Raw genomic sequence first — 17,503 nt, forward strand, 5'->3', positions numbered from 1 at the left:
TTTATCCTTGTCTTTGTTTATGTTTTGGATTTTCACAAATTACGTGAATTATGCCTTTACGTTTGACAATTTTGCATTTGTCACACATCTTCTTTACAGAAGGACGAACTTTCATCTCAGTCTCCTAAAAATTTATTCCACTTTTTGGGGGCTGCATCAGGTTTAAAGAAGTTATTAAACCAACTATTTTCAAAACAAGTGGTAGCTTTGAAAATAATTCTTCATACAGCTTAGTTGCAAAGGCTGGATTTTATCTAAAATCAGCTTTTGTTTTACTTATGTCTATAAATTATTCTGCCTTTATCAAGACTATAAGGCGTGAGTTCCACTTTTACGCGATCTCCTGGCATTATCTTGATATAGTGCATTCTCATCTTGCCAGCAATATGACATAAAATCACATGCTTATTATCAAGCTCAACTTTAAATGTCGCATTCGGCAGAGCCTCTATCACGTTGCCGTCAATCTCTATGACGTCGTCTTTTGCCACTATTTACCTCCTCTCATAAATTTTATTTTATTTGCAAAAATGCAATATAAATTGCTTAAAATTTTAACTCACCACAAATTAAAATTTTACAATTCACAAATTTGATTTGCAAATTGTAAAAACTTAGGCGATAAATTTATGCCTTACTTAAAATTTCGGCTCTTCCGTTAATCACAGCCACACAGTGTTCATAATGGCTAGTTCTCAAACCATCCTTGCTAGTTACCTTCCATTTGTCACTTCCGACAACCGGTGTTCCGTCTTTTTGGCATATCATAGGCTCTATACAAAAAACCATTCCGTTTTTGATCTTTGGTCCGGCTTTCGGGTTATTGCCTTCTAAATAGTTTGGTACTTCAGGCTCTTCGTGCGGGCGCTTGCCTATGCCGTGTCCGCAAAATCCTCTAAGCGGCACAAAGCCTCTTGCAAGGATAAATTTCTCAAGCTCATAACTAAGCTCTTTAAAATGCATGCCCTCTCTTATGATGTCAATCGCAAAATAAAGTGCGTCTTTAGAACAAGCTATTAGAGCCTCGTCCTCTTTTGAAATTTGCCCAACTGCAAAAGTTCGAGCAGAGTCGCCAAAAAATCCGTTTAAATTTGAGCCGATATCAACACCTACTATGTCGCCTTCTTTTAGAATCGTTTTATCAGGGATTCCGTGGATGACTACTTCGTTTAAACTTATGCAAGCGGCATTTGGAAAGCCATAAAGTCCTTTAAACGCAGGCTTTGCGCCGGCAGCGCATATCATATCATCGCAAATTTTATCAATCTCAAGAAGCGACATTCCCGGCTTTATGATACTTTCAACATAATCAAGCGTACGAGCGACAATTTGATTTGCCGCTCGAAGCTTTTCAATTTCAGCCGGTTTTTTAAGCGAAATCGCCATTTTACAAGCCTACCGCACTTAGAGTTTGGTATTTGTTCATATAAATTTGAGCCTCAATCCTTCTCATTGTATCAAGTGCAACAGAAACAACAATCAAAACTGATGTTCCACCGAAATAAAAAGGCACACCCATAAATTTAACTAAAACCCAAGGCAGAGTTGAGATAAGTCCCAAATATATAGCACCTCCGAATGTCAAGCGCGATGCAATCTCATTTAGATACCCTGCAGTTCCCTCACCAGGCCTAATTCCAGGTATAAATCCACCCTGTCTTTTTAAATTTTCGCTAATATCTTTTGCGTTAAATACGATTGAAGCGTAAAAATATGCAAAAAACACTACAAGCAAGAATGTTAAAAAGTTAAAAAAGTATCCGTTCGGATTTAAAAAGTCGTTTATTGCCTGGATATATTTGTTTGTGCTTGCCTGTAAAATCGTACTTGGAAACATCAATATAGCACTAGCAAAGATAGGCGGGATAACACCGCTTAAATTTACTTTTATAGGGATGTAGTTCATTATACGCTTATTTTGGTTTTCCATTACAACTTTTCTGGAGTAAGAGACAGGGATACGTCTTTCGCCCATCTCAACAAAGATAACTATACCTACAGTTGCCAAAATAACAAGCAAAATTCCTATAACAACCAAGAAATTTAATTCGCCTGTATTTACAAGATTGACAGTTCCGCCAATAGCAGATGGGATTCCAGATACGATACCTGCAAAGATAATAAGACTTATACCGTTTCCTATTCCTCTTTGAGTTATCTGCTCGCCTATCCACATAAGCATCATAGTTCCTGCCAGCATTGAAGCTGCCGCAATAGCTATAAATAGATTCATATCCAGCATTATAGCCTGCTCACCACCTCTTCCGCTTAAGCCCTGAAGTCCGATACTAACACCGATTGCTTGAACTACTGTTATACCGATTGTGGCATAGCGAATGATCTGCATATACTTTTGCATACCGTCGCGATCTTTTTTCATCTTGCCTAAATTTGGGAATGTAGCAGCTAAGAGCTCCATAACGATGGAAGCTGTAATGTATGGCATAATACCAAGCGATATTATGCTTAATCTTTCAGCGGCTTTACCGCTAAACATATTAAATAATCCTAATGCATTAGAGCTATTTGAATCAAAAAACTCTTTAATTACATCGGCATTAACGCCAGGAACCGGCACATAGGCCAGTATCCTGTAAGCAAACAAAAATGCCAACGTGATTAATATCTTGTTGGTCAATGTTTTATTCATTATGCACGTCCGCTAACGATAACGTTCTCGTCTTTGATCTTTGAAACAAGAGTTTTTGCACTCGCTCCAATTAGTTTTATTTTTGTAACGCTTCTTGAAATTTTATGAACAGTAGCGATTGAAGCGATTGTAATTTCACCAAGCTCTTTTACCGCTGTAATTTTCTCAACGTTGATAACATAAGGTTTTTCAAATTTGGAAGCAAAACCCACCTTAGGAAGACGTCTTTGAAGTGGTTGTTGTCCACCTTCAAAACCTCTCTTTTCGTTGTAGCCTTTTCTAGCTCTTTGACCCTTATGTCCTTTTCCCGCAGTCTTACCTTGACCGCTACCTTGCCCACGTCCTAATCTCTTAGTCTCGCGAGTTGAACCGGCAGACGGAGTTAATTTTTCAAGTCCCATATTCCCTCTCCTTAGCTTTTAAGCATGCTTAATGCTTTGATTGTAGCGCGAACAACGTTTGCAGAGTTGTTTGAGCCAAGTGATTTTGTCAAGATATCCTTGATGCCTGCAAGCTCTAGAATAGGGCGAGTAGAACCACCCGCGATAACACCCGTACCTTCGCTTGCTGGGCGAAGTAGAATTTTACTTGCATTGTATTTAACCTCTATATCGTGAGGAATAGTTGAACCTTTAAGTTTAACATTGATAATGTTTTTGAAAGCATCATCAACTGCCTTTCTGATAGCATCAGGAACCTCTTTGGCCTTACCAAAGCCAAAGCCAACTAGTCCATTTCTATTACCAACAACTATAAGAGCAGTAAATCTAAATCTACGACCACCTTTAACAACCTTCGTAACCCGACCGATATCGACGATTACTTCTTCAAATTCTTCTCTATTATACTTTTCCATCGATTTTCCTTTGGGTTATAGTTTGATGCCATTTTCTCTTAAAGCGTCAGCAAAAGCTGCTACAACGCCGTGATACAAATAGCCGTTTCTATCAAATATTGCCTCTTCTATTCCCTTGCCCTTTAGTGTTTTTGCAAATTCTTTTGCCAAAACAGCTGCGCCATCTTTATTGGCTTTTACACCAAGTTTTCTTCCGTCAGCCGCTGCAATAGTAACTGCTGCAACATCATCTATAGCTTGAACGTAAAGTGTTCTATTTGATTTAAAAATAGAAACTCTTGGCAATGTTGTTGTGCCAGAAATTTTTGCTCTGATTCTTTTTTTTCTCTTGATTCTAAGAGCCAATTTTCTTTTTAATACATTTGCTGTCATTGCCTATCCCTTACTTCTTAGATGTTTTACCGGCTTTGCGGATAATGCGCTCTTCGGCATATTTTATACCCTTGCCTTTGTATGGCTCTGGTGGGCGATATCCTCTAACTTGAGCTGCGATTTGTCCTACAACTTGCTTATCATCGCCTTTAATAGTGATGACGTTTTTCTCTACGCTTACTTCAACACCTTTTGGTACTTCGTGGTTGATCGGGTGAGAAAATCCAAGAGTTAGCTCAAGCACGCTTCCTTTGGCTGCAGCTTTATAACCTACACCGTTGATCTCAAGCTTGCGAATGAAGCCCTCTGTAAGACCTGTAACGATATTGTTAGCTAGCGCTCTATATGTGCCCCAGTATGCTCTACTTTGTCTATCTTCGCCCTTAGGAGAAAATACGATTGAGCCGTTTTCTACCTTAACATCAACATGACCTTTTGTGTCAAGTTCTTTTGTATTATTGCCTTTTTTAAATTTAAGCAAATTTCCTTCTACGCTGACATCTAGTCCATTTGGAATAGCTATCGGCTGTTTACCTATACGTGACATTTTTTTCCTTTTTACTTGTCTAGGGTATGTCTACTTTATACGAATGGATACCACAATACCATAAAAAGCAGAAACTAAATTCCACTTCGTCCAAAGTTAAATTTGAACGACTTAAAAGAGCAAAGCCCTTTTAAAAACCTTTAAATTCTTTGTTGTCTCAAAATTTGAGATTTATATCGCAAATTTAGCAAATTTGATCGCTAAATTTTGGAGTGTTGCGAAATAGCAAGCTAATAAGCTTAGCCTATCGTGCAAGCTCCATTATAAGGTGTTATAAACGATGTAATAACATCGTTTATATTCATTACCATATAGTACAAAGAATTTCGCCGCCAACACCGGCTTTGTGAGCGTCTTCGTTGCTTAAAACGCCTTTGCTTGTGCTAACGATAATTGTTCCGTAACCGTTTTTAAATCTCTTGATCTCATCCTTGCCTTTATAGACACGACGACCCGGTTTTGAAACTCTTTTAAGTTCGTTTATAACGCTATTTCCACGCTCATCATACTTTAAAACAACGTTTATAAATTTCTTTTTGCCCTCTTCAACTACATTATAGCTTTCTATGTAGCCTTTAGTAGCCAAGATCGCCAAAGTAGCCTCAACAACGTTTGAGTGAAGCAACTTTGTAGTTTCAAGCTTTCTCATAGAGGCGTTTCTGATGCGTGTTAGTCCATCTGATATTAAATCATTCAACATTTTTCTTCCTTACCAGCTTGCTTTTTTAAGACCAGGAATCAATCCCTCATTAGCCATTTTTCTTAGGCATACTCGGCAAATTCCAAAATCTTTATAAACAGAGTGTGGTCTACCACAAATTTGGCATCTTGTATAACCACGAACCTTAAATTTAGGAGTGCGAGCTGCCTTTGCTATCATTGATTTTTTTGCCATATTACTTTCCTTTTGCAAATGGCAAACCAAAAAGCTCAAGCAATTTGAATGCCTCTTTGTCGCTATCTGTTGTTGTAACAATTACGATATTCATACCGTGAGTGCGCATGATCTTATCATACTCAACCTCAGGGAACATTAGCTGCTCGTCAAGACCAAAGTTATAATTACCGCGTCCGTCAAATCCGTCTTTTGGAAGACCTCTGAAGTCCTTAACTCTTGGAAGTGCAATGCTTATTAGCTTATCTAAAAACGCATACATTTGCTCTTTTCTAAGAGTTACTTTGATACCTACAGGAAAGCCTTCGCGAACTTTAAAGCCTGCAACTGATTTTTTAGCATCAGTTACAACCGCTTTTTGTCCGGCGATAAGCGAAATAGTATCAGCCATATTTTGAAGAAGCTTTTGATCTTTCGCACCTTCGCCAGCGCCAACACTGATAACGATCTTTTCAATTGCAGGGATAAGCATTGGGTTTTTGATATCAAATTCTTTTGCTAAACCCGGTTTAACAACTTCATTGTATTTAACTTTTAATCTACTCATAATTAAGCCTCAACCTTCGCCACGTTTGAAATATCAATTGGCATCTCTTTATTTATAAAGCCACCGTTTGGAGTCTTTTCGCTTGGTTTGATAGCCTTTTTAGCTACTTTGCAGCCCTCAACGATAACTTGTCCTTTTTTTGCTAATACTGATAAAACTTTTCCTGTTTTACCTTTATCATCTCCGGCAATAATCTTTACATTATCGCCTTTTTTAATCTTAAATTTGATATTAGCCATTATAAAACCTCCGGTGCAAGTGAAACAATCTTCATAAAGTTAGCATATCTAACCTCACGACCAACAGGTCCGAAGATACGAGTTCCTATAGGCTCTCTTTTGTTATCTAAGATTACCGCTGCATTCTCGTCAAATCTAATTAGTGAGCCGTTCTCTCTTTGAACCTCTTTTTTAGTTCTAACAACAACAGCTTTTACAACTTGACCTTTTTTGATCTTGCCGTTTGGAAGCGCTTTTTTAACTGAGCAAACTATAACGTCGCCAAGTGTTGCGTATCTTCTTTTGCTACCGCCTAAAACTTTTATACACATTAACTCTTTTGCACCGCTGTTATCAGCAACTACAAGTCTTGTAAAAGATTGTATCATTACTCAACTCCCTTTGCTAAAACAGCTTTTAGGCGGAAGCTTTTGCGTGCTGAAAGCGGTCTGCACTCAACAGCGACAACAGTATCGCCGGCTTGTGTTTCATTTTTTTCATCGTGAATCATATATTTCTTAAAGCGTTTTACAAATTTGTGGTATCTTGGGTGCATAACACGTCTTTCAACCAAAATCGTAGCTGTTTTATCTCCAGCTTTTTGCAAAACTACACCTTGAATTTCTCTTTTAAATGCCATTTCTCACCCCTTACTTTGAAGCGCTAATTGCAGTATTGATTTGTGCAATCTCTTTTTTAACTGCACGAATCTCGTTAGGGTTGCTTAGCTGCATAGTTTTTAGCTTTTGTCTTAATGTAAATAAAAGCACCTTTTTCTCTTTCAATAACGCGTTTAATTCTGCAACGCTTTTTTCTTTTAACTCAGTATATTTCATTTTCACTCTCTCGCGTTACAATTTTAGTTTTAAACGGCAACTTATGCATAGCAAGCGTAAGTGCCTCACGTGCTAACTCTTCATTAACTCCGGCCATCTCATAAATGATTCTGCCAGGTTTAATGTTCATAACCCACTCTTCAACACCTGCTTTACCTTTACCCATACGAGTTTGTAGAGGTTTTTTAGTTAGTGGCTTATCAGGGAAAACCCTAATCCAAGTTTTCGCTTGTCTTTTAACATGACGAGTCAAAGCAACACGAGCCGCTTCGATTTGGCGAGAATTTATTCTTCCGGCCTCAATAGCCTTTATACCGAATTCTCCCATCGCAAGATCTGTTCCGCGAGTAGCTTTACCGCGGTTACGACCTTTCATCTGTTTACGAAATTTCGTTCTTTTTGGCATCAACATGATTATTTACCTCTTCTTGCTCTGCGTGGTTTTTTTGGAGCTTCGTTATCTTCGGTTTTTTCAGCTTGAACACCTTTTTGAAGAACTTCGCCTTTAAATATCCACACTTTTATACCTATGTTTCCATAAGTTGTATGCGCCTCTGCAAAACCGTAATCAATCTTTGCTCTTAGCGTATGAAGCGGCACGCGACCCTCTAGATACCATTCGGTTCTTGCCATCTCGGCACCACCCAAACGACCTGCAACTGAAATTTTAATACCCTTGGCACCTGATTTTTGAGCGCCTTGGATTACCTTTTTCATAGCGCGTCTAAATGCGACACGTTTTTCAAGCTGCATTGCAACGTTTTCGGCGGCAAGTTGAGCAGAAGCTTGAGCTTTTCTCTCTTCTTTAATATTTACGTTAACCTCTTTGTTGATCAGCTTTTGGATATCTTCTTTAAGCTTTTCTACATCAGAGCCTTTCTTGCCTATTATTATGCCCGGGCGAGCAGCTACCACAGTTACTCTGATCTTCTTAGCCGTTCTTTCGATAAGAATTTGAGAAACCCCAGCATAATATAGTTTTTTCTTTAAAAACGCACGAATTTTGTAATCTTCGCCGATATTCTCTACCAAATTTCCTTTAGCAGGAAACCATCTTGACTCCCAGTTACGGTTAATTCCTAGTCTTAAACCGATCGGATTTACTTTTTGTCCCATATTATGCTTCCTTCTTTTCAGGTTTAGATACTTCTACCAAAATGTGGGCAGTTGGCTTGCGAATTCTGCTTGCGCTTCCTCTTGCTCTTGGTCTAAATCTCTTAAGTACGGGACCTACGTCAACTCTACAAGAGCTAACGATAACTTCCTCAGGTTCAAAACCACCGTTTGCAACGGCGGAACTGATTGCATTTGCTATAAATTTAGCTCCCTTGTTTGGCATAAAGCTTAGGCTTGCAAGTGCTAGTTCTGCATTCATGCCTTGAACCTCTCTTGCTATAAGTCTTGCTTTAGTAGGAGATAGTCTAATAAATTTAATAATAGCTTTACTCATTTATCTCCCCTTATTTGCCGATTTTTTTCTGAACAGAGCCTTTATGACCCTTAAACGTTCTAGTTGGAGCAAATTCGCCAAGTTTATATCCGATGTGATTTTCAGTTACATACACAGGGATAAAGCTTTTACCATTATGGACATTAAATGTAAGTCCAATCATTTCAGGTACAATCGTACTGCGTCTTGACCATGTTTTGATCGGCTTGTTGTCGTTTGCTTTCTTGGCAGCAACAACTTTTTTCATTACATGTCCGTCTACGAAAGGACCTTTTTTGAGTGATCTAGCCATCTCTATTTTCCTTTCCTTCTTGAGATAATTAGCTTGTCGCTAGCTTTTTTGCGGCGAGTCTTAGCACCTTTTGTCGGTTTACCCCATGGAGTTACCGGATGACGACCTGAATTTTTCTTGCCTTCACCACCACCGTGCGGGTGATCGACAGGGTTCATCGCAGAACCGCGAGTTTGAGGGCGAATTCCTCTGTGGCGGTTTCTACCTGCTTTACCGATAGTTACGTTAGCCCAATCTTCGTTGCCGATAACGCCGACGCTTGCCATACACTCTGCTAAAATTTGTCTCATCTCACCACTTGGAAGTCTTAAGATGACATATTTTTCCTCTTTACCCATTAGCTGAGCATATCCGCCGGCAGATCTTGCTATCTGTCCGCCTTTACCAGGCTTAAGCTCGATATTATGAACGATCGTTCCCACAGGGATATTTCTTAGTTTCATAGCGTTGCCGGGTTTTATATCAAGACCGCTCTCGGCAGCTGCAACTACGTCACCTACGTTTAGTCCGTTTGGTCTGATGATATAGCGTTTCTCACCGTCTTTATAAGCGATAAGCGCTATACGGCAGTTTCTGTTTGGATCGTATTCGATCGCTTCAACTTTGCCTTCGATGCCAAATTTGCGTCTTTTAAAGTCGATGATTCTATATAGTTTTTTAGCGCCGGCTTGTTTATGTCTTGATGTGATACGACCGTTATTGTTTCTACCGCCTGTTGCAGGTAGTTTTACAAGTAGGCTTCTAACGCTTGGTTTAGCCGTGATATCTTCACTGCTAAGACCTGTCATAAATCTACGGCTCGGTGTATATGGTTTATATGTTTTAATCGCCATCTTACGCCTCCATGCTTTCTAGAGTTGAACCTTCAGGCAACTTAACGTAGAATTTTTTAACTTCACTGCGTTGTCCTGCTTGTCCTTTAAAACGCTTAACCTTGCCTTCCATTCTAAGTGAATTTACGCGAAGCGGCATCACTCCGAAATACTCTTTTAAAATTTCTTTTAGCCTATTTTTAGTCATTTTTGGTGAAGTTTGGATAACTACTACACCATCTTCTTGAAGGCCAAGAGTTTTTTCTGTATATAAAATTGTTTTGATATCAGTTATATCTGCCATTTTAGCCCTCTTTTGTTATAGATTCAAGTGCCGCTTTTTCAATGATAACCGCACTAAATACCGATACTAGATACGCATTTATCTCACTTGCATCTACCAGATAGCAGTTTGATAAATTTCTAAATGCCAAAAGCGTGTTATCATCAACCAAATCTTTAACTATCAACGCATCTCTTAAATTTAGGCTATTGATAATTTTTGCCGCATCTTTTGTCTTTCCGCTGTCGATGCTGATGCTATCAACTGCGAAAATTTTGCCCTCGTTAGCCTTTTGTGCCAATGCGCACTCAAGAGCCAATCTCTTTTGTTTTTTATTAACTTTTTGTAAATAATTTCTATTGTTTAATGGACCAAAAGATACTGCACCGCCAACCCATACGTTAGTTCTAGTTGAACCTGCACGAGCGCCGCCGCGACCTTTTTGTCTCCAAGGCTTCTTACCTCCACCGCTTACAAAAGCACGAGTCTTAGTGTGAGCCGTATTTGCGCGGATACCTGCAAGGTAAGATTTAACATATAGATAAAGGTTGTGTGGATTTACTTCTGCATAGTTTGCAGGAAGATCTAAATCTCCAGCCTTTTCAAATTTCTCGTTTAATACGCAAACTTTACTCATTTTACTATCCTTACTCTACCCATTGCACCGTTGTGTCCAGGAACTGAGCCTTTTAAAACTAAAATTCCGTTTTCACTGTCAAAACTTACAACTTCGTTTTTAACAGTTACTTTCACATCGCCCATATGTCCTGCCATTTTCATACCAGGTTGAACACGTCCCGGCCATTCGCAGTTACCGATTGATCCGTGGCGTCTGTGGAAACGTGAACCGTGACTTTTAGGTCCGCCACCAAATCCGTGTCTTTTAACAACGCCTTGATAACCTCTACCCTTTGAATCAAAGCTAACTTTTATGATTGCCGCTGAACTTAACGGACTTACGTCAAGATCGCCTGCTTCGCTATTTGCAACTGTTAAAGTAGCAAATTTATTATATTCAGCCGAAAGATTATATTTCTTTTGTTGGCCTGCTATAGCTTTGTTCTTCGCTTTGCCTTTTGCATAAGCAACGATTGCGCGGTTATTTTCACCCACTTCGCAAACTTTAGTTTCTACAAGTTTTAGAAGTGTAACCGGCGTACTAGGAACCGAAATCGTCCTACTCATGCCTATTTTTTCTACGATATATTCCATTATCTAACCTTTCGCCTGATTACTTGCCCATCGCACGAACTTCGACATTAACTTCAGGAGCCAAGTCAAGTTTTGTTAGCGAATCGACTGTGTCAGGTGTAGCTGCTACGATGTCAAGCATACGTGCATGAATTCTCATCTCAAACTGCTCACGTGAATCTTTGTTGATGTGTGGTGATTTTAAGACTGTGTAGCGTTTGATCTTAGTAGGCATTGGCACTGGACCTCTTACGTCAGCACCAGTTCTTTTGACAGCTTCTACGATTGCTGCAACTGTGCGGTCTAGAACTCTATGGTCATAAGCTTTGAGCTTAAGCCTGATTCTCTCCATTTGTTTTCCTTTAAAAATAGAACTTGTCGCAAACATACGACCTTTTATGACTTACATAAAAGACTGAGATTTTACTAAAATGAGCTTTTAAAGTCAATGTTTCAAGCTGTTTTAGTAAGAATTTGTAAAATTTATTTCCTTTTTATAAGGAAAGATTTTAATACAACATCGCTATTTTTATTCAAAATTTTTAAAATTTGATATTTAATTTTAAATTTTTCCTTATTAAAAGGAAAAATGTTATAATTCTTTCAAATTTTAAAAGGCTAAATTTGAAAGAACTGCTATCGCTTTACAACACTCCTTTAAAATCCATCAAATTTATAGATAGAAAATTTAGCATAACTTCGCCAAAAACCCTCATCATAGGAAGCGATGGAAGCGGCAAAACTTCACTTGTAATCGATCATCTAAAGCAGTTTAAAAACGAAGAAATTTTATATATAAACTTGCAGGATATAAGAATAAGCGAGGCCAAAATTTTAGATGATTTAGAGACATTCTTGAAAGACAATAAGACAATAAAGACCCTTGTAATCGAAGGTATAACCTTGCCGGAACATATCGTGGCGATGGATAAAATTTCAAATTTGAACTTACAAAACATAATCATAACAACCGAACTAAAAAACATAAATTTAAGTGGATTTAAAAAGCTAAATTTAAGCGGTCTGGATTATGAAGAATTTATCGCATTTTTTCCTAAAAATTTAGATCAAGATCAGCTGTTTAGTCATTTCGTAACCCACGGCAATAACCTAAATTCAGTCTTTCTTGATCAAAGTGAAGTTGTAGAAAATCTCCAAAGTAGGCTTAAAAGCAAGCTTGGTGAGGTAGAGATAAATTTACTAAAAGAGTGCGCCGCTTTTCAAGGAGCGAATTTAAGCGCTTATGAGCTATATAAAAATCTAAAAACACGCTCTAAAACCTCAAAAGATCGAGTCTATGCAGGACTTGTTGAGCTAGAAAACAGAGGCTTTATAAGTCTTGTGGCAAAATTTGAGCAGCCAAGTGCGGCAAAGAGGCTTTATTTTAACGATTTTGCGATGCGAAATGCGCTAAGTTTAAAAAAGGATTTCGTAAAACTTTTTTCAAATATCATCTTTTGTGAGCTTTTTAAATTTAAAGAGGAGATTTTTTACACTAAAGAGTTTGATTTTTTCCTTACTAAAAGGAAACTTACCATACTTTGCATACCGTTTAGCGATAGTGATCTAATATTTCTGAGATTCAAAAAACTGCATGCAAGCTTGAAAGCTCTTGGAGTAAATAAACTTCAAGTTATCAGTGTGGCAAATCAAGCAGATCTTAGCATAGAAGGCATCAAATGTGAAATTTTGCCTTTTTCGCGTTGGGCGCTTAGTTTTTAACTAAAATTTAGGAGAGTATATGAGAGTAATTTTGACGTTTTTTGTTGCTGTTTTGCTTAGCTTTGGATACGAGATAAATCATGAAAATTGGGGTAAATTTTATAAATTTACAGGGGCGACGGATGAGGAAAAATTTGAGCTTTATCTAAACTCATTTGATAGCGAATTTGAAAATTTTAAAGGCGAAAAAAGCTTTGAACTCCCTACTAAAATTTACGGACATCTCTTTTTTAAAGGAGAAAAATTTGAGTTTTCAAAGGGCAAGATAGAAAAAACCGATGATAATATAACCGCTTTAAACGCACTCTCCGACTGGCTAAATTTAGATGTAAAACTTGATGAAGATGGCAAATTAAGCGGCAAGCTAGCCATAAAAGGCAAAGCACATAAAGCCACTATAACTAAGGAGTTAAGCTATGAAATTTTAACTCTTGGGTTACAGATAACAAATAACCAAAACACAAGGCTTGAGGGGATAGTTAGTGACTTTTTCTCGGCTGATTTTGTTACAAAAAACAAAAATAATTTAAAAGAAAAATTGGAAAACTTCAAACAAGAATTCAAAGATAGCGAGCAAAATTTATTTAAAAACGACATTTTAACGCTTGAGTTTAGCAACGAAATTTTTAAAACCACTTGCAGAAATCTTGGCAAAGAGGGCAAAATTTGCAACTCAAAATTTTTAAAAACAGGCAAAAATATCTCGGCTCAAGATGTTTTTATAAATTTGGATGATGAAAATTTAAAAGCTATTTTTGAAAGCAAGGAGATAAAAATGGATGAAAATTTTATGCTTTCTCCTGTCGGAATTACTTTTGAAAGCTCAAATAAAATCATCTCAATTGAGGAGATAAGGTCTTTTATGAAGGATAGTTTCGGGCTTTTTAATGAGTAAGATGAATAAAATTTGCGGTATTGATGAGGCCGGCAGAGGAGCGCTTGCTGGTCCTTTGGTAGTAGCTGCTTGCGTGCTAAATAGCGAAATTTCAGGGCTTAACGACTCTAAAAAACTAAACGCAAAAAGACGCAAAGAGCTTTTTAACGAGATCGCTGCGAAGTCGCAATTTTTAATCGCATATTTTTCAAATCGCCAAATAGATAAATTTGGACTTAGCGAGTGCTTAAGGCGGGCTTTAAATCTTTTTAAAAGTCATTTTGCAAACTACGATCTACTTTACGACGGCAACGTAAATTACGGCACCGGCATCAAAACGATGATAAAGGCTGATGGCAAAATCGCCGAAGTAAGCGCGGCAAGTATCTTAGCCAAAGTAAGCAGAGATGAACTAATGAGCGCATGGAGCAAAATTTATCCTGATTACGGATACGCCTCTCACAAGGGTTACGGCACAAAGGCGCACCTTGAGGCGATTAGAAATTTGGGTGAATGCGAGCTAACTCGAAAAAGCTTTATAGTTAAGGCATTTCAGCCCACACTTTTTTAAGATCAAACTTTGAAAAATACTATAAATTTTTCAGTATTTTAGTAACAACCTTGTAGAAATTTAACAGTTTTCATAAATTTTCGTTCAAAAATACTTGTTTTTGATAAAAAACCATAATTTTTAGATACAATCAACTCATGAAAGCACTACTTTTTCCTATAGCAGCGATAGTTTTATCATTTATCGCTTATACTTTTCCGACCGGTTTTGTAGCTATCAAAGGCTATATCGTTCCGCTTCTTGTTGTTATCATGCTTGGCATGGGTATCACGCTTAGCATCGATGATTTTAAACAAATTTTGCACAAGAAAAAAGCTCTGGGACTTGGAATTTTTATCCAATTTCTCATCATGCCGCTTGCTGCTTTTTTGATCTCAAAAGCGTTTAGATTTAGCAACGAAATCACCGCGGGTATGATGCTAGTAGGCACAAGTGCGGGAGGAACGGCCTCAAACGTCATGACCTACTTAGCCAAGGGCGATGTGGCTTTAAGCGTTAGCATGACGCTATTTTCGACTCTACTTTCAATAGTATTAATGCCGTTTCTAACATGGCTTTACATCGGACAAGAAGTTCCGGTACCTGCTATGAGCATGCTTTTAAATTTGGTTAAAATTATGCTTGTGCCGATAGTTGTGGGCGTGCTTTTAAATACGTTTTTCCATAAATTCGTTAAAAAGATCCTTCCTGCGCTTCCTATCATATCCATGGTGGCCATCATCACGATCATAGCGATCGTAGTGGCGCTAAACGTGAAAAATATCCAAACCGTAGGCGCACTAGTAGCGCTTGGCGTAGTCCTTCATAACGGCTCGGGGCTATTTTGCGGATACTTTTTATCGAAACTCTTTGGCTTTGATGAAAAGACGGCAAGAACCGTCGCTATCGAAGTGGGTATGCAAAATTCAGGCTTAAGCGTCGCGCTTGCCGTTAAGTATTTTGGCTCGCTTGCTGCGCTTCCCGGCGCATTATTTAGCGTATGGCATAACTTATCTGGATCTATCTTGGCAGGAATTTGGAGCTCAAAGAGTAAAAGCGAAGCTTAAATTTACTACTTGACTATCGTCATTTTAGCTTAGCTTGCAAAAACTCTAAATTTAGCCTTTCCGTAAGAGTATGATAGCTGAAATTATCAACGCAAATCCGACTATATCAATAAATACAAACTCGCTTCCAAGCCAAAAAGTCGCAAACAAAGCCGCCGAAACCGGCTCGATAGCAGATACCACGCTAGCCTTGCCGCCGCCTAGAATTTTAACCCCTTGCATATAAAGACTAAAGGCAAAGATAGTGCCAAAAACCACGACACCGCAAAGAGCCAAAAATCCGCTAAAGTCGCTTATGCCTTTAAGCTGCCAAGGCTTAGCGTATAAGCTTAGAATAATGCCACCTATAACCATCGCCCACGCGAGTATAAGCGTAACAGGATAGCTTCTCATCAGTCGCCGAGGTGAGAGAGTGTAGATGACGATAGTGCAAGCTGATATTATCCCTATGATAAGCGTCTTTACCGGGATAACAAGGCTTGTAAAATTTCCATGAGTGGCAAGCAAAAACACTCCAAAAATCGCACAAAATACGCTTATACTTTCCTTTTTGTAAGGAAATCTCTTTTCTTCTATACAAAGTACAAATAGCACCAAAACAGGTGCAAGATACTGTAAAATAGTTGCAATTGCCGCGTTTGAAAGTTTGATAGTAACAAAATATGTGTATTGGCACGCCATAATGCCAAATAGCGCGTAAAAAAGCAGATCGGTTATATTTCGCCTTTGCTTAAAAATACTAAATACAAATTTGCCGCTTTTTGCATATAAAATCACAAGCATTATCACGCCTGAAAGTAGCAAACGAAGCGATGTAAGATACTCCGCGCTTATACCTTTTCGCTCGAAAAGATACTGTCCGCAAGCCCCTGAAAATCCCCAGAAAATCCCGCCAAGAAGAGTTAAGACTATGCCGAAATTTTGACTATTTTTATCCATGGCGAGATTATAACTAAAAAGCTGATTTTAATGAATGATTATAAAACGGCTAAAGAGAATTTACCTACGGCTTTTAAAATTTAATCAATGAAATTTTATCAAAAAACCGAATTTATCTTTTTAAAATCGCGTAAGCTCTAAGAGGAGCCGCATCGGCATTTGCTATCTTCAAAGGAGCGGCGGAGAAGAAGAAACTCCTGTTTTCTAAAATTTGTAAATTTATTAGGCATTCGATGATCTGAATTTCTCTTTCAAAAGCCTCTTTGTGCCTTAAATTTGCTCCATGAGCATCGATTGTGGATAAATTTGTAGCAACGGTTTTAAAGCCGTTTTGTTGAGCTAAATTTAAAAAATCATCGTCCAAAAACGGCGAATTTATGAAAAAATCTTGCTCATTTTTAAACTCACAATGCACGTTTAAAAGTAAAATTTTAGCGTTATGCGGATTTGGCGGTATTTTAAATTTGATAGCTTCGTTTAAATTTGCCCTTACTCCAACGCAAACGGCTTCGCCGACAAAACACTCAAGAGAAGCTTGCTCGCTCTTTACTCCTTTGATACCGCAATGCATGGCAAAATCGGTATGCGAGCCTGTATGAAGAGACATAGACAAATTTCCTGTGCAAAATCCGCTGTCTAAAATTTGCTCTACCAAAAACGCAGCGTCGCCCGGATAAATTTGAGTTTTGGAGCTTAAAATAGGACTTAAATCGATAATTTGCAAATTTTGCCTTTTGAAATTTTAAGAAGTGTAGCTAAAATTTCTTAAAATTTAAAAGAGGGGAATTTTGGCTTTGAAATTTTATCCCAAAGCCAAAATTTGTTTAGCCTAAGCGGGATTAATGTCCACAACCGCAGCCACAACCGCCGCTTGATTTGATAGCTTCAAAAACAGCGTCATAGTTTGGTTCATCTGCTATTTCAGGTACGATTTGCTTGTGAATGATAACTCCGTCTTTCACGACAAAAACCGCGCGAGCAAGCAAGCCTTTAAGCGCTCCTTCATCTATCAAAACACCGTATTTTTCGCCAAATTCCTTAGCTCTAAAGTCGCTTCCCACGCGTAAATTCTCTATGCCCTCAGTAGAGCAAAATCTACCCATAGCAAACGGAAGGTCAAGTGAGATAACGCTTAGTTTTATAGCGTTTTTGCCTGCCATTTTTTCGTTAAATTTGCGAGTTTCGGTTGCGCAAACTCCCGTATCAAGCGAAGGAACGGTAACTAAAATTTCGATTTTACCGCTATTGCCTCCCACTTTAAACTCGCTTAAATCATTTCCCGTAAGCGTAACTTCAGGAGCGCTTTGTCCTACAAATACCTCATCACCTCTTAAATTTACAGGCGAACCTTTGAAATTTACTTTTGCCATTTTTATCCTTTTGAACTGAAATATAACGCAAA

Annotated in this window: 31 protein-coding genes; 4 read left to right on the plus strand and 27 right to left on the minus strand. The window is 38.2% G+C overall.

What is annotated here, in order from left to right; translation table 11 throughout:
* Position 1 precedes the first annotated feature (1 nt).
* The 24 genes from rpmJ to rpsJ form a co-directional block, all read right to left on the minus strand.
* A complete protein-coding gene (gene rpmJ, locus CDOM16190_RS06715) occupies positions 2 to 115 on the minus strand; it encodes a 50S ribosomal protein L36 (protein WP_170019511.1) in 114 nt (37 codons plus the stop codon).
* A gap of 157 nt (positions 116 to 272) precedes the next feature.
* Positions 273 to 491, minus strand: coding sequence for a translation initiation factor IF-1 (gene infA, locus CDOM16190_RS06720; RefSeq protein WP_002943098.1), 219 nt, complete (start codon positions 489 to 491; stop codon positions 273 to 275).
* Positions 492 to 627: 136 nt separating this feature from the next.
* The gene (map, locus tag CDOM16190_RS06725; protein WP_170019513.1) at positions 628 to 1,386 is read right to left on the minus strand and encodes a type I methionyl aminopeptidase; all 759 of its coding nucleotides are present in this window, start codon (positions 1,384 to 1,386) and stop codon (positions 628 to 630) included.
* A 1-nt stretch (position 1,387) separates the two neighbouring features.
* Positions 1,388 to 2,650: a preprotein translocase subunit SecY gene (gene secY, locus CDOM16190_RS06730; RefSeq protein ID WP_170019515.1), complete on the minus strand. Its 1,263-nt coding sequence runs from the start codon at positions 2,648 to 2,650 to the stop codon at positions 1,388 to 1,390.
* A complete protein-coding gene (gene rplO / locus CDOM16190_RS06735) occupies positions 2,650 to 3,051 on the minus strand; it encodes a 50S ribosomal protein L15 (protein WP_170019517.1) in 402 nt (133 codons plus the stop codon). Before rplO ends, secY begins: the two co-directional genes overlap by 1 nt.
* A gap of 11 nt (positions 3,052 to 3,062) precedes the next feature.
* Positions 3,063 to 3,506: a 30S ribosomal protein S5 gene (gene rpsE, locus CDOM16190_RS06740; protein ID WP_169975256.1), complete on the minus strand. Its 444-nt coding sequence runs from the start codon at positions 3,504 to 3,506 to the stop codon at positions 3,063 to 3,065.
* A gap of 15 nt (positions 3,507 to 3,521) precedes the next feature.
* Entirely contained in the window at positions 3,522 to 3,878 is a 357-nt protein-coding gene (rplR, locus tag CDOM16190_RS06745; RefSeq protein ID WP_170019519.1) for a 50S ribosomal protein L18, read from the minus strand.
* Positions 3,879 to 3,888: 10 nt separating this feature from the next.
* Positions 3,889 to 4,425, minus strand: coding sequence for a 50S ribosomal protein L6 (gene rplF / locus CDOM16190_RS06750; protein ID WP_170019521.1), 537 nt, complete (start codon positions 4,423 to 4,425; stop codon positions 3,889 to 3,891).
* 304 nt (positions 4,426 to 4,729) lie between these two features.
* Complete coding sequence (gene rpsH, locus CDOM16190_RS06755; RefSeq protein WP_170019523.1) at positions 4,730 to 5,125, minus strand: 30S ribosomal protein S8; 396 nt, start codon at positions 5,123 to 5,125, stop codon at positions 4,730 to 4,732.
* 9 nt (positions 5,126 to 5,134) lie between these two features.
* Entirely contained in the window at positions 5,135 to 5,320 is a 186-nt protein-coding gene (locus CDOM16190_RS06760) for a type Z 30S ribosomal protein S14 (protein WP_169941742.1), read from the minus strand.
* Position 5,321: 1 nt separating this feature from the next.
* A complete protein-coding gene (gene rplE, locus CDOM16190_RS06765; RefSeq protein ID WP_170019525.1) occupies positions 5,322 to 5,867 on the minus strand; it encodes a 50S ribosomal protein L5 in 546 nt (181 codons plus the stop codon).
* A 2-nt stretch (positions 5,868 to 5,869) separates the two neighbouring features.
* Positions 5,870 to 6,106 carry a 50S ribosomal protein L24 gene (gene rplX / locus CDOM16190_RS06770; RefSeq protein WP_170019527.1) on the minus strand — a complete coding sequence of 79 codons (237 nt, stop codon included), beginning with the start codon at positions 6,104 to 6,106 and terminating at the stop codon, positions 5,870 to 5,872.
* Complete coding sequence (gene rplN, locus CDOM16190_RS06775; protein WP_170019529.1) at positions 6,106 to 6,474, minus strand: 50S ribosomal protein L14; 369 nt, start codon at positions 6,472 to 6,474, stop codon at positions 6,106 to 6,108. The genes rplX and rplN overlap by 1 nt, the downstream gene beginning before the upstream one ends.
* Positions 6,474 to 6,725 (minus strand): 30S ribosomal protein S17, encoded by a 252-nt coding sequence (rpsQ, locus tag CDOM16190_RS06780; protein WP_170019531.1) that lies wholly within the window; start codon positions 6,723 to 6,725, stop codon positions 6,474 to 6,476. Before rpsQ ends, rplN begins: the two co-directional genes overlap by 1 nt.
* Positions 6,726 to 6,735: 10 nt before the next feature.
* The gene (rpmC, locus tag CDOM16190_RS06785; protein ID WP_169941752.1) at positions 6,736 to 6,921 is read right to left on the minus strand and encodes a 50S ribosomal protein L29; all 186 of its coding nucleotides are present in this window, start codon (positions 6,919 to 6,921) and stop codon (positions 6,736 to 6,738) included.
* Positions 6,908 to 7,333, minus strand: a complete 426-nt coding sequence (rplP, locus tag CDOM16190_RS06790) for a 50S ribosomal protein L16 (RefSeq protein ID WP_169941754.1) — start codon at positions 7,331 to 7,333, stop codon at positions 6,908 to 6,910. The genes rpmC and rplP overlap by 14 nt, the downstream gene beginning before the upstream one ends.
* Before the next feature lie 2 nt (positions 7,334 to 7,335).
* On the minus strand, positions 7,336 to 8,037 hold the full coding sequence (gene rpsC / locus CDOM16190_RS06795) for a 30S ribosomal protein S3 (protein ID WP_170019533.1): 702 nt from the start codon (positions 8,035 to 8,037) through the stop codon (positions 7,336 to 7,338).
* 1 nt (position 8,038) lies between these two features.
* Positions 8,039 to 8,371 (minus strand): 50S ribosomal protein L22, encoded by a 333-nt coding sequence (gene rplV, locus CDOM16190_RS06800; RefSeq protein WP_170019535.1) that lies wholly within the window; start codon positions 8,369 to 8,371, stop codon positions 8,039 to 8,041.
* A gap of 10 nt (positions 8,372 to 8,381) precedes the next feature.
* Positions 8,382 to 8,663: a 30S ribosomal protein S19 gene (gene rpsS, locus CDOM16190_RS06805; protein ID WP_169941760.1), complete on the minus strand. Its 282-nt coding sequence runs from the start codon at positions 8,661 to 8,663 to the stop codon at positions 8,382 to 8,384.
* A gap of 2 nt (positions 8,664 to 8,665) precedes the next feature.
* Positions 8,666 to 9,496: a 50S ribosomal protein L2 gene (gene rplB, locus CDOM16190_RS06810; protein WP_169941762.1), complete on the minus strand. Its 831-nt coding sequence runs from the start codon at positions 9,494 to 9,496 to the stop codon at positions 8,666 to 8,668.
* Between the two features lies 1 nt (position 9,497).
* Complete coding sequence (locus CDOM16190_RS06815) at positions 9,498 to 9,779, minus strand: 50S ribosomal protein L23 (protein ID WP_170019537.1); 282 nt, start codon at positions 9,777 to 9,779, stop codon at positions 9,498 to 9,500.
* Between the two features lies 1 nt (position 9,780).
* A complete protein-coding gene (gene rplD / locus CDOM16190_RS06820) occupies positions 9,781 to 10,395 on the minus strand; it encodes a 50S ribosomal protein L4 (protein ID WP_170019539.1) in 615 nt (204 codons plus the stop codon).
* On the minus strand, positions 10,392 to 10,970 hold the full coding sequence (gene rplC / locus CDOM16190_RS06825) for a 50S ribosomal protein L3 (protein WP_169941768.1): 579 nt from the start codon (positions 10,968 to 10,970) through the stop codon (positions 10,392 to 10,394). Before rplC ends, rplD begins: the two co-directional genes overlap by 4 nt.
* A 19-nt stretch (positions 10,971 to 10,989) precedes the next feature.
* Entirely contained in the window at positions 10,990 to 11,301 is a 312-nt protein-coding gene (gene rpsJ, locus CDOM16190_RS06830; protein WP_002947121.1) for a 30S ribosomal protein S10, read from the minus strand.
* Between the two features lie 272 nt (positions 11,302 to 11,573).
* On the opposite strand from rpsJ, the gene CDOM16190_RS06835 reads away from it, so the two are divergent.
* The 4 genes from CDOM16190_RS06835 to CDOM16190_RS06850 all read left to right on the plus strand — a co-directional run bounded on the left by CDOM16190_RS06835 (position 11,574) and on the right by CDOM16190_RS06850 (position 15,162).
* Positions 11,574 to 12,671, plus strand: coding sequence for an ATP-binding protein (locus CDOM16190_RS06835; RefSeq protein ID WP_170019541.1), 1,098 nt, complete (start codon positions 11,574 to 11,576; stop codon positions 12,669 to 12,671).
* 19 nt (positions 12,672 to 12,690) lie between these two features.
* Positions 12,691 to 13,566 carry a hypothetical protein gene (locus CDOM16190_RS06840; RefSeq protein WP_170019543.1) on the plus strand — a complete coding sequence of 292 codons (876 nt, stop codon included), beginning with the start codon at positions 12,691 to 12,693 and terminating at the stop codon, positions 13,564 to 13,566.
* 1 nt (position 13,567) lies between these two features.
* Positions 13,568 to 14,116: a ribonuclease HII gene (gene rnhB, locus CDOM16190_RS06845; protein WP_170019683.1), complete on the plus strand. Its 549-nt coding sequence runs from the start codon at positions 13,568 to 13,570 to the stop codon at positions 14,114 to 14,116.
* Positions 14,117 to 14,253: 137 nt separating this feature from the next.
* Positions 14,254 to 15,162, plus strand: coding sequence for a bile acid:sodium symporter family protein (locus tag CDOM16190_RS06850; RefSeq protein WP_170019545.1), 909 nt, complete (start codon positions 14,254 to 14,256; stop codon positions 15,160 to 15,162).
* A 51-nt stretch (positions 15,163 to 15,213) separates the two neighbouring features.
* On the opposite strand, the gene CDOM16190_RS06855 is transcribed toward CDOM16190_RS06850, so the two are convergent.
* The 3 genes from CDOM16190_RS06855 to tpx all read right to left on the minus strand — a co-directional run bounded on the left by CDOM16190_RS06855 (position 15,214) and on the right by tpx (position 17,471).
* Positions 15,214 to 16,101: an EamA family transporter gene (locus tag CDOM16190_RS06855; protein ID WP_170019547.1), complete on the minus strand. Its 888-nt coding sequence runs from the start codon at positions 16,099 to 16,101 to the stop codon at positions 15,214 to 15,216.
* Between the two features lie 112 nt (positions 16,102 to 16,213).
* Positions 16,214 to 16,825, minus strand: a complete 612-nt coding sequence (locus CDOM16190_RS06860; RefSeq protein ID WP_170019549.1) for a cyclase family protein — start codon at positions 16,823 to 16,825, stop codon at positions 16,214 to 16,216.
* A 115-nt stretch (positions 16,826 to 16,940) separates the two neighbouring features.
* Positions 16,941 to 17,471 carry a thiol peroxidase gene (tpx, locus tag CDOM16190_RS06865; RefSeq protein WP_170019551.1) on the minus strand — a complete coding sequence of 177 codons (531 nt, stop codon included), beginning with the start codon at positions 17,469 to 17,471 and terminating at the stop codon, positions 16,941 to 16,943.
* Positions 17,472 to 17,503 lie beyond the last annotated feature (32 nt).

Origin of the sequence: Campylobacter sp. RM16190 (assembly GCF_012978835.1) — a bacterium.
Lineage (GTDB): Bacteria > Campylobacterota > Campylobacteria > Campylobacterales > Campylobacteraceae > Campylobacter_A.

Excerpts from the sequence above, each read along its gene's own strand:
- rpsH (WP_170019523.1), bottom strand. The coding sequence starts at position 5,125 with ATGTTGAATGATTTAATATCAGATGGACTAACACGCATCAGAAACGCC.
- rpsQ (WP_170019531.1), bottom strand. The coding sequence starts at position 6,725 with ATGGCATTTAAAAGAGAAATTCAAGGTGTAGTTTTGCAAAAAGCTGGA.
- rplD (WP_170019539.1), bottom strand. The coding sequence starts at position 10,395 with ATGAGTAAAGTTTGCGTATTAAACGAGAAATTTGAAAAGGCTGGAGAT.
- CDOM16190_RS06760 (WP_169941742.1), bottom strand. The coding sequence starts at position 5,320 with ATGGCAAAAAAATCAATGATAGCAAAGGCAGCTCGCACTCCTAAATTT.
- rpmJ (WP_170019511.1), bottom strand. The coding sequence starts at position 115 with ATGAAAGTTCGTCCTTCTGTAAAGAAGATGTGTGACAAATGCAAAATT.
- rplB (WP_169941762.1), bottom strand. The coding sequence starts at position 9,496 with ATGGCGATTAAAACATATAAACCATATACACCGAGCCGTAGATTTATG.
- rpsC (WP_170019533.1), bottom strand. The coding sequence starts at position 8,037 with ATGGGACAAAAAGTAAATCCGATCGGTTTAAGACTAGGAATTAACCGT.
- rplP (WP_169941754.1), bottom strand. The coding sequence starts at position 7,333 with ATGTTGATGCCAAAAAGAACGAAATTTCGTAAACAGATGAAAGGTCGT.
- rplE (WP_170019525.1), bottom strand. The coding sequence starts at position 5,867 with ATGAGTAGATTAAAAGTTAAATACAATGAAGTTGTTAAACCGGGTTTA.
- rplF (WP_170019521.1), bottom strand. The coding sequence starts at position 4,425 with ATGTCACGTATAGGTAAACAGCCGATAGCTATTCCAAATGGACTAGAT.
- map (WP_170019513.1), bottom strand. The coding sequence starts at position 1,386 with ATGGCGATTTCGCTTAAAAAACCGGCTGAAATTGAAAAGCTTCGAGCG.
- rplO (WP_170019517.1), bottom strand. The coding sequence starts at position 3,051 with ATGGGACTTGAAAAATTAACTCCGTCTGCCGGTTCAACTCGCGAGACT.
- rplR (WP_170019519.1), bottom strand. The coding sequence starts at position 3,878 with ATGACAGCAAATGTATTAAAAAGAAAATTGGCTCTTAGAATCAAGAGA.
- rplN (WP_170019529.1), bottom strand. The coding sequence starts at position 6,474 with ATGATACAATCTTTTACAAGACTTGTAGTTGCTGATAACAGCGGTGCA.
- rpsE (WP_169975256.1), bottom strand. The coding sequence starts at position 3,506 with ATGGAAAAGTATAATAGAGAAGAATTTGAAGAAGTAATCGTCGATATC.
- CDOM16190_RS06840 (WP_170019543.1), top strand. The coding sequence starts at position 12,691 with ATGAGAGTAATTTTGACGTTTTTTGTTGCTGTTTTGCTTAGCTTTGGA.
- rplX (WP_170019527.1), bottom strand. The coding sequence starts at position 6,106 with ATGGCTAATATCAAATTTAAGATTAAAAAAGGCGATAATGTAAAGATT.
- CDOM16190_RS06855 (WP_170019547.1), bottom strand. The coding sequence starts at position 16,101 with ATGGATAAAAATAGTCAAAATTTCGGCATAGTCTTAACTCTTCTTGGC.
- rpsJ (WP_002947121.1), bottom strand. The coding sequence starts at position 11,301 with ATGGAGAGAATCAGGCTTAAGCTCAAAGCTTATGACCATAGAGTTCTA.
- secY (WP_170019515.1), bottom strand. The coding sequence starts at position 2,650 with ATGAATAAAACATTGACCAACAAGATATTAATCACGTTGGCATTTTTG.
- tpx (WP_170019551.1), bottom strand. The coding sequence starts at position 17,471 with ATGGCAAAAGTAAATTTCAAAGGTTCGCCTGTAAATTTAAGAGGTGAT.
- CDOM16190_RS06815 (WP_170019537.1), bottom strand. The coding sequence starts at position 9,779 with ATGGCAGATATAACTGATATCAAAACAATTTTATATACAGAAAAAACT.
- rpsS (WP_169941760.1), bottom strand. The coding sequence starts at position 8,663 with ATGGCTAGATCACTCAAAAAAGGTCCTTTCGTAGACGGACATGTAATG.
- rpmC (WP_169941752.1), bottom strand. The coding sequence starts at position 6,921 with ATGAAATATACTGAGTTAAAAGAAAAAAGCGTTGCAGAATTAAACGCG.
- rnhB (WP_170019683.1), top strand. The coding sequence starts at position 13,568 with ATGAATAAAATTTGCGGTATTGATGAGGCCGGCAGAGGAGCGCTTGCT.
- rplV (WP_170019535.1), bottom strand. The coding sequence starts at position 8,371 with ATGAGTAAAGCTATTATTAAATTTATTAGACTATCTCCTACTAAAGCA.
- rplC (WP_169941768.1), bottom strand. The coding sequence starts at position 10,970 with ATGGAATATATCGTAGAAAAAATAGGCATGAGTAGGACGATTTCGGTT.
- CDOM16190_RS06850 (WP_170019545.1), top strand. The coding sequence starts at position 14,254 with ATGAAAGCACTACTTTTTCCTATAGCAGCGATAGTTTTATCATTTATC.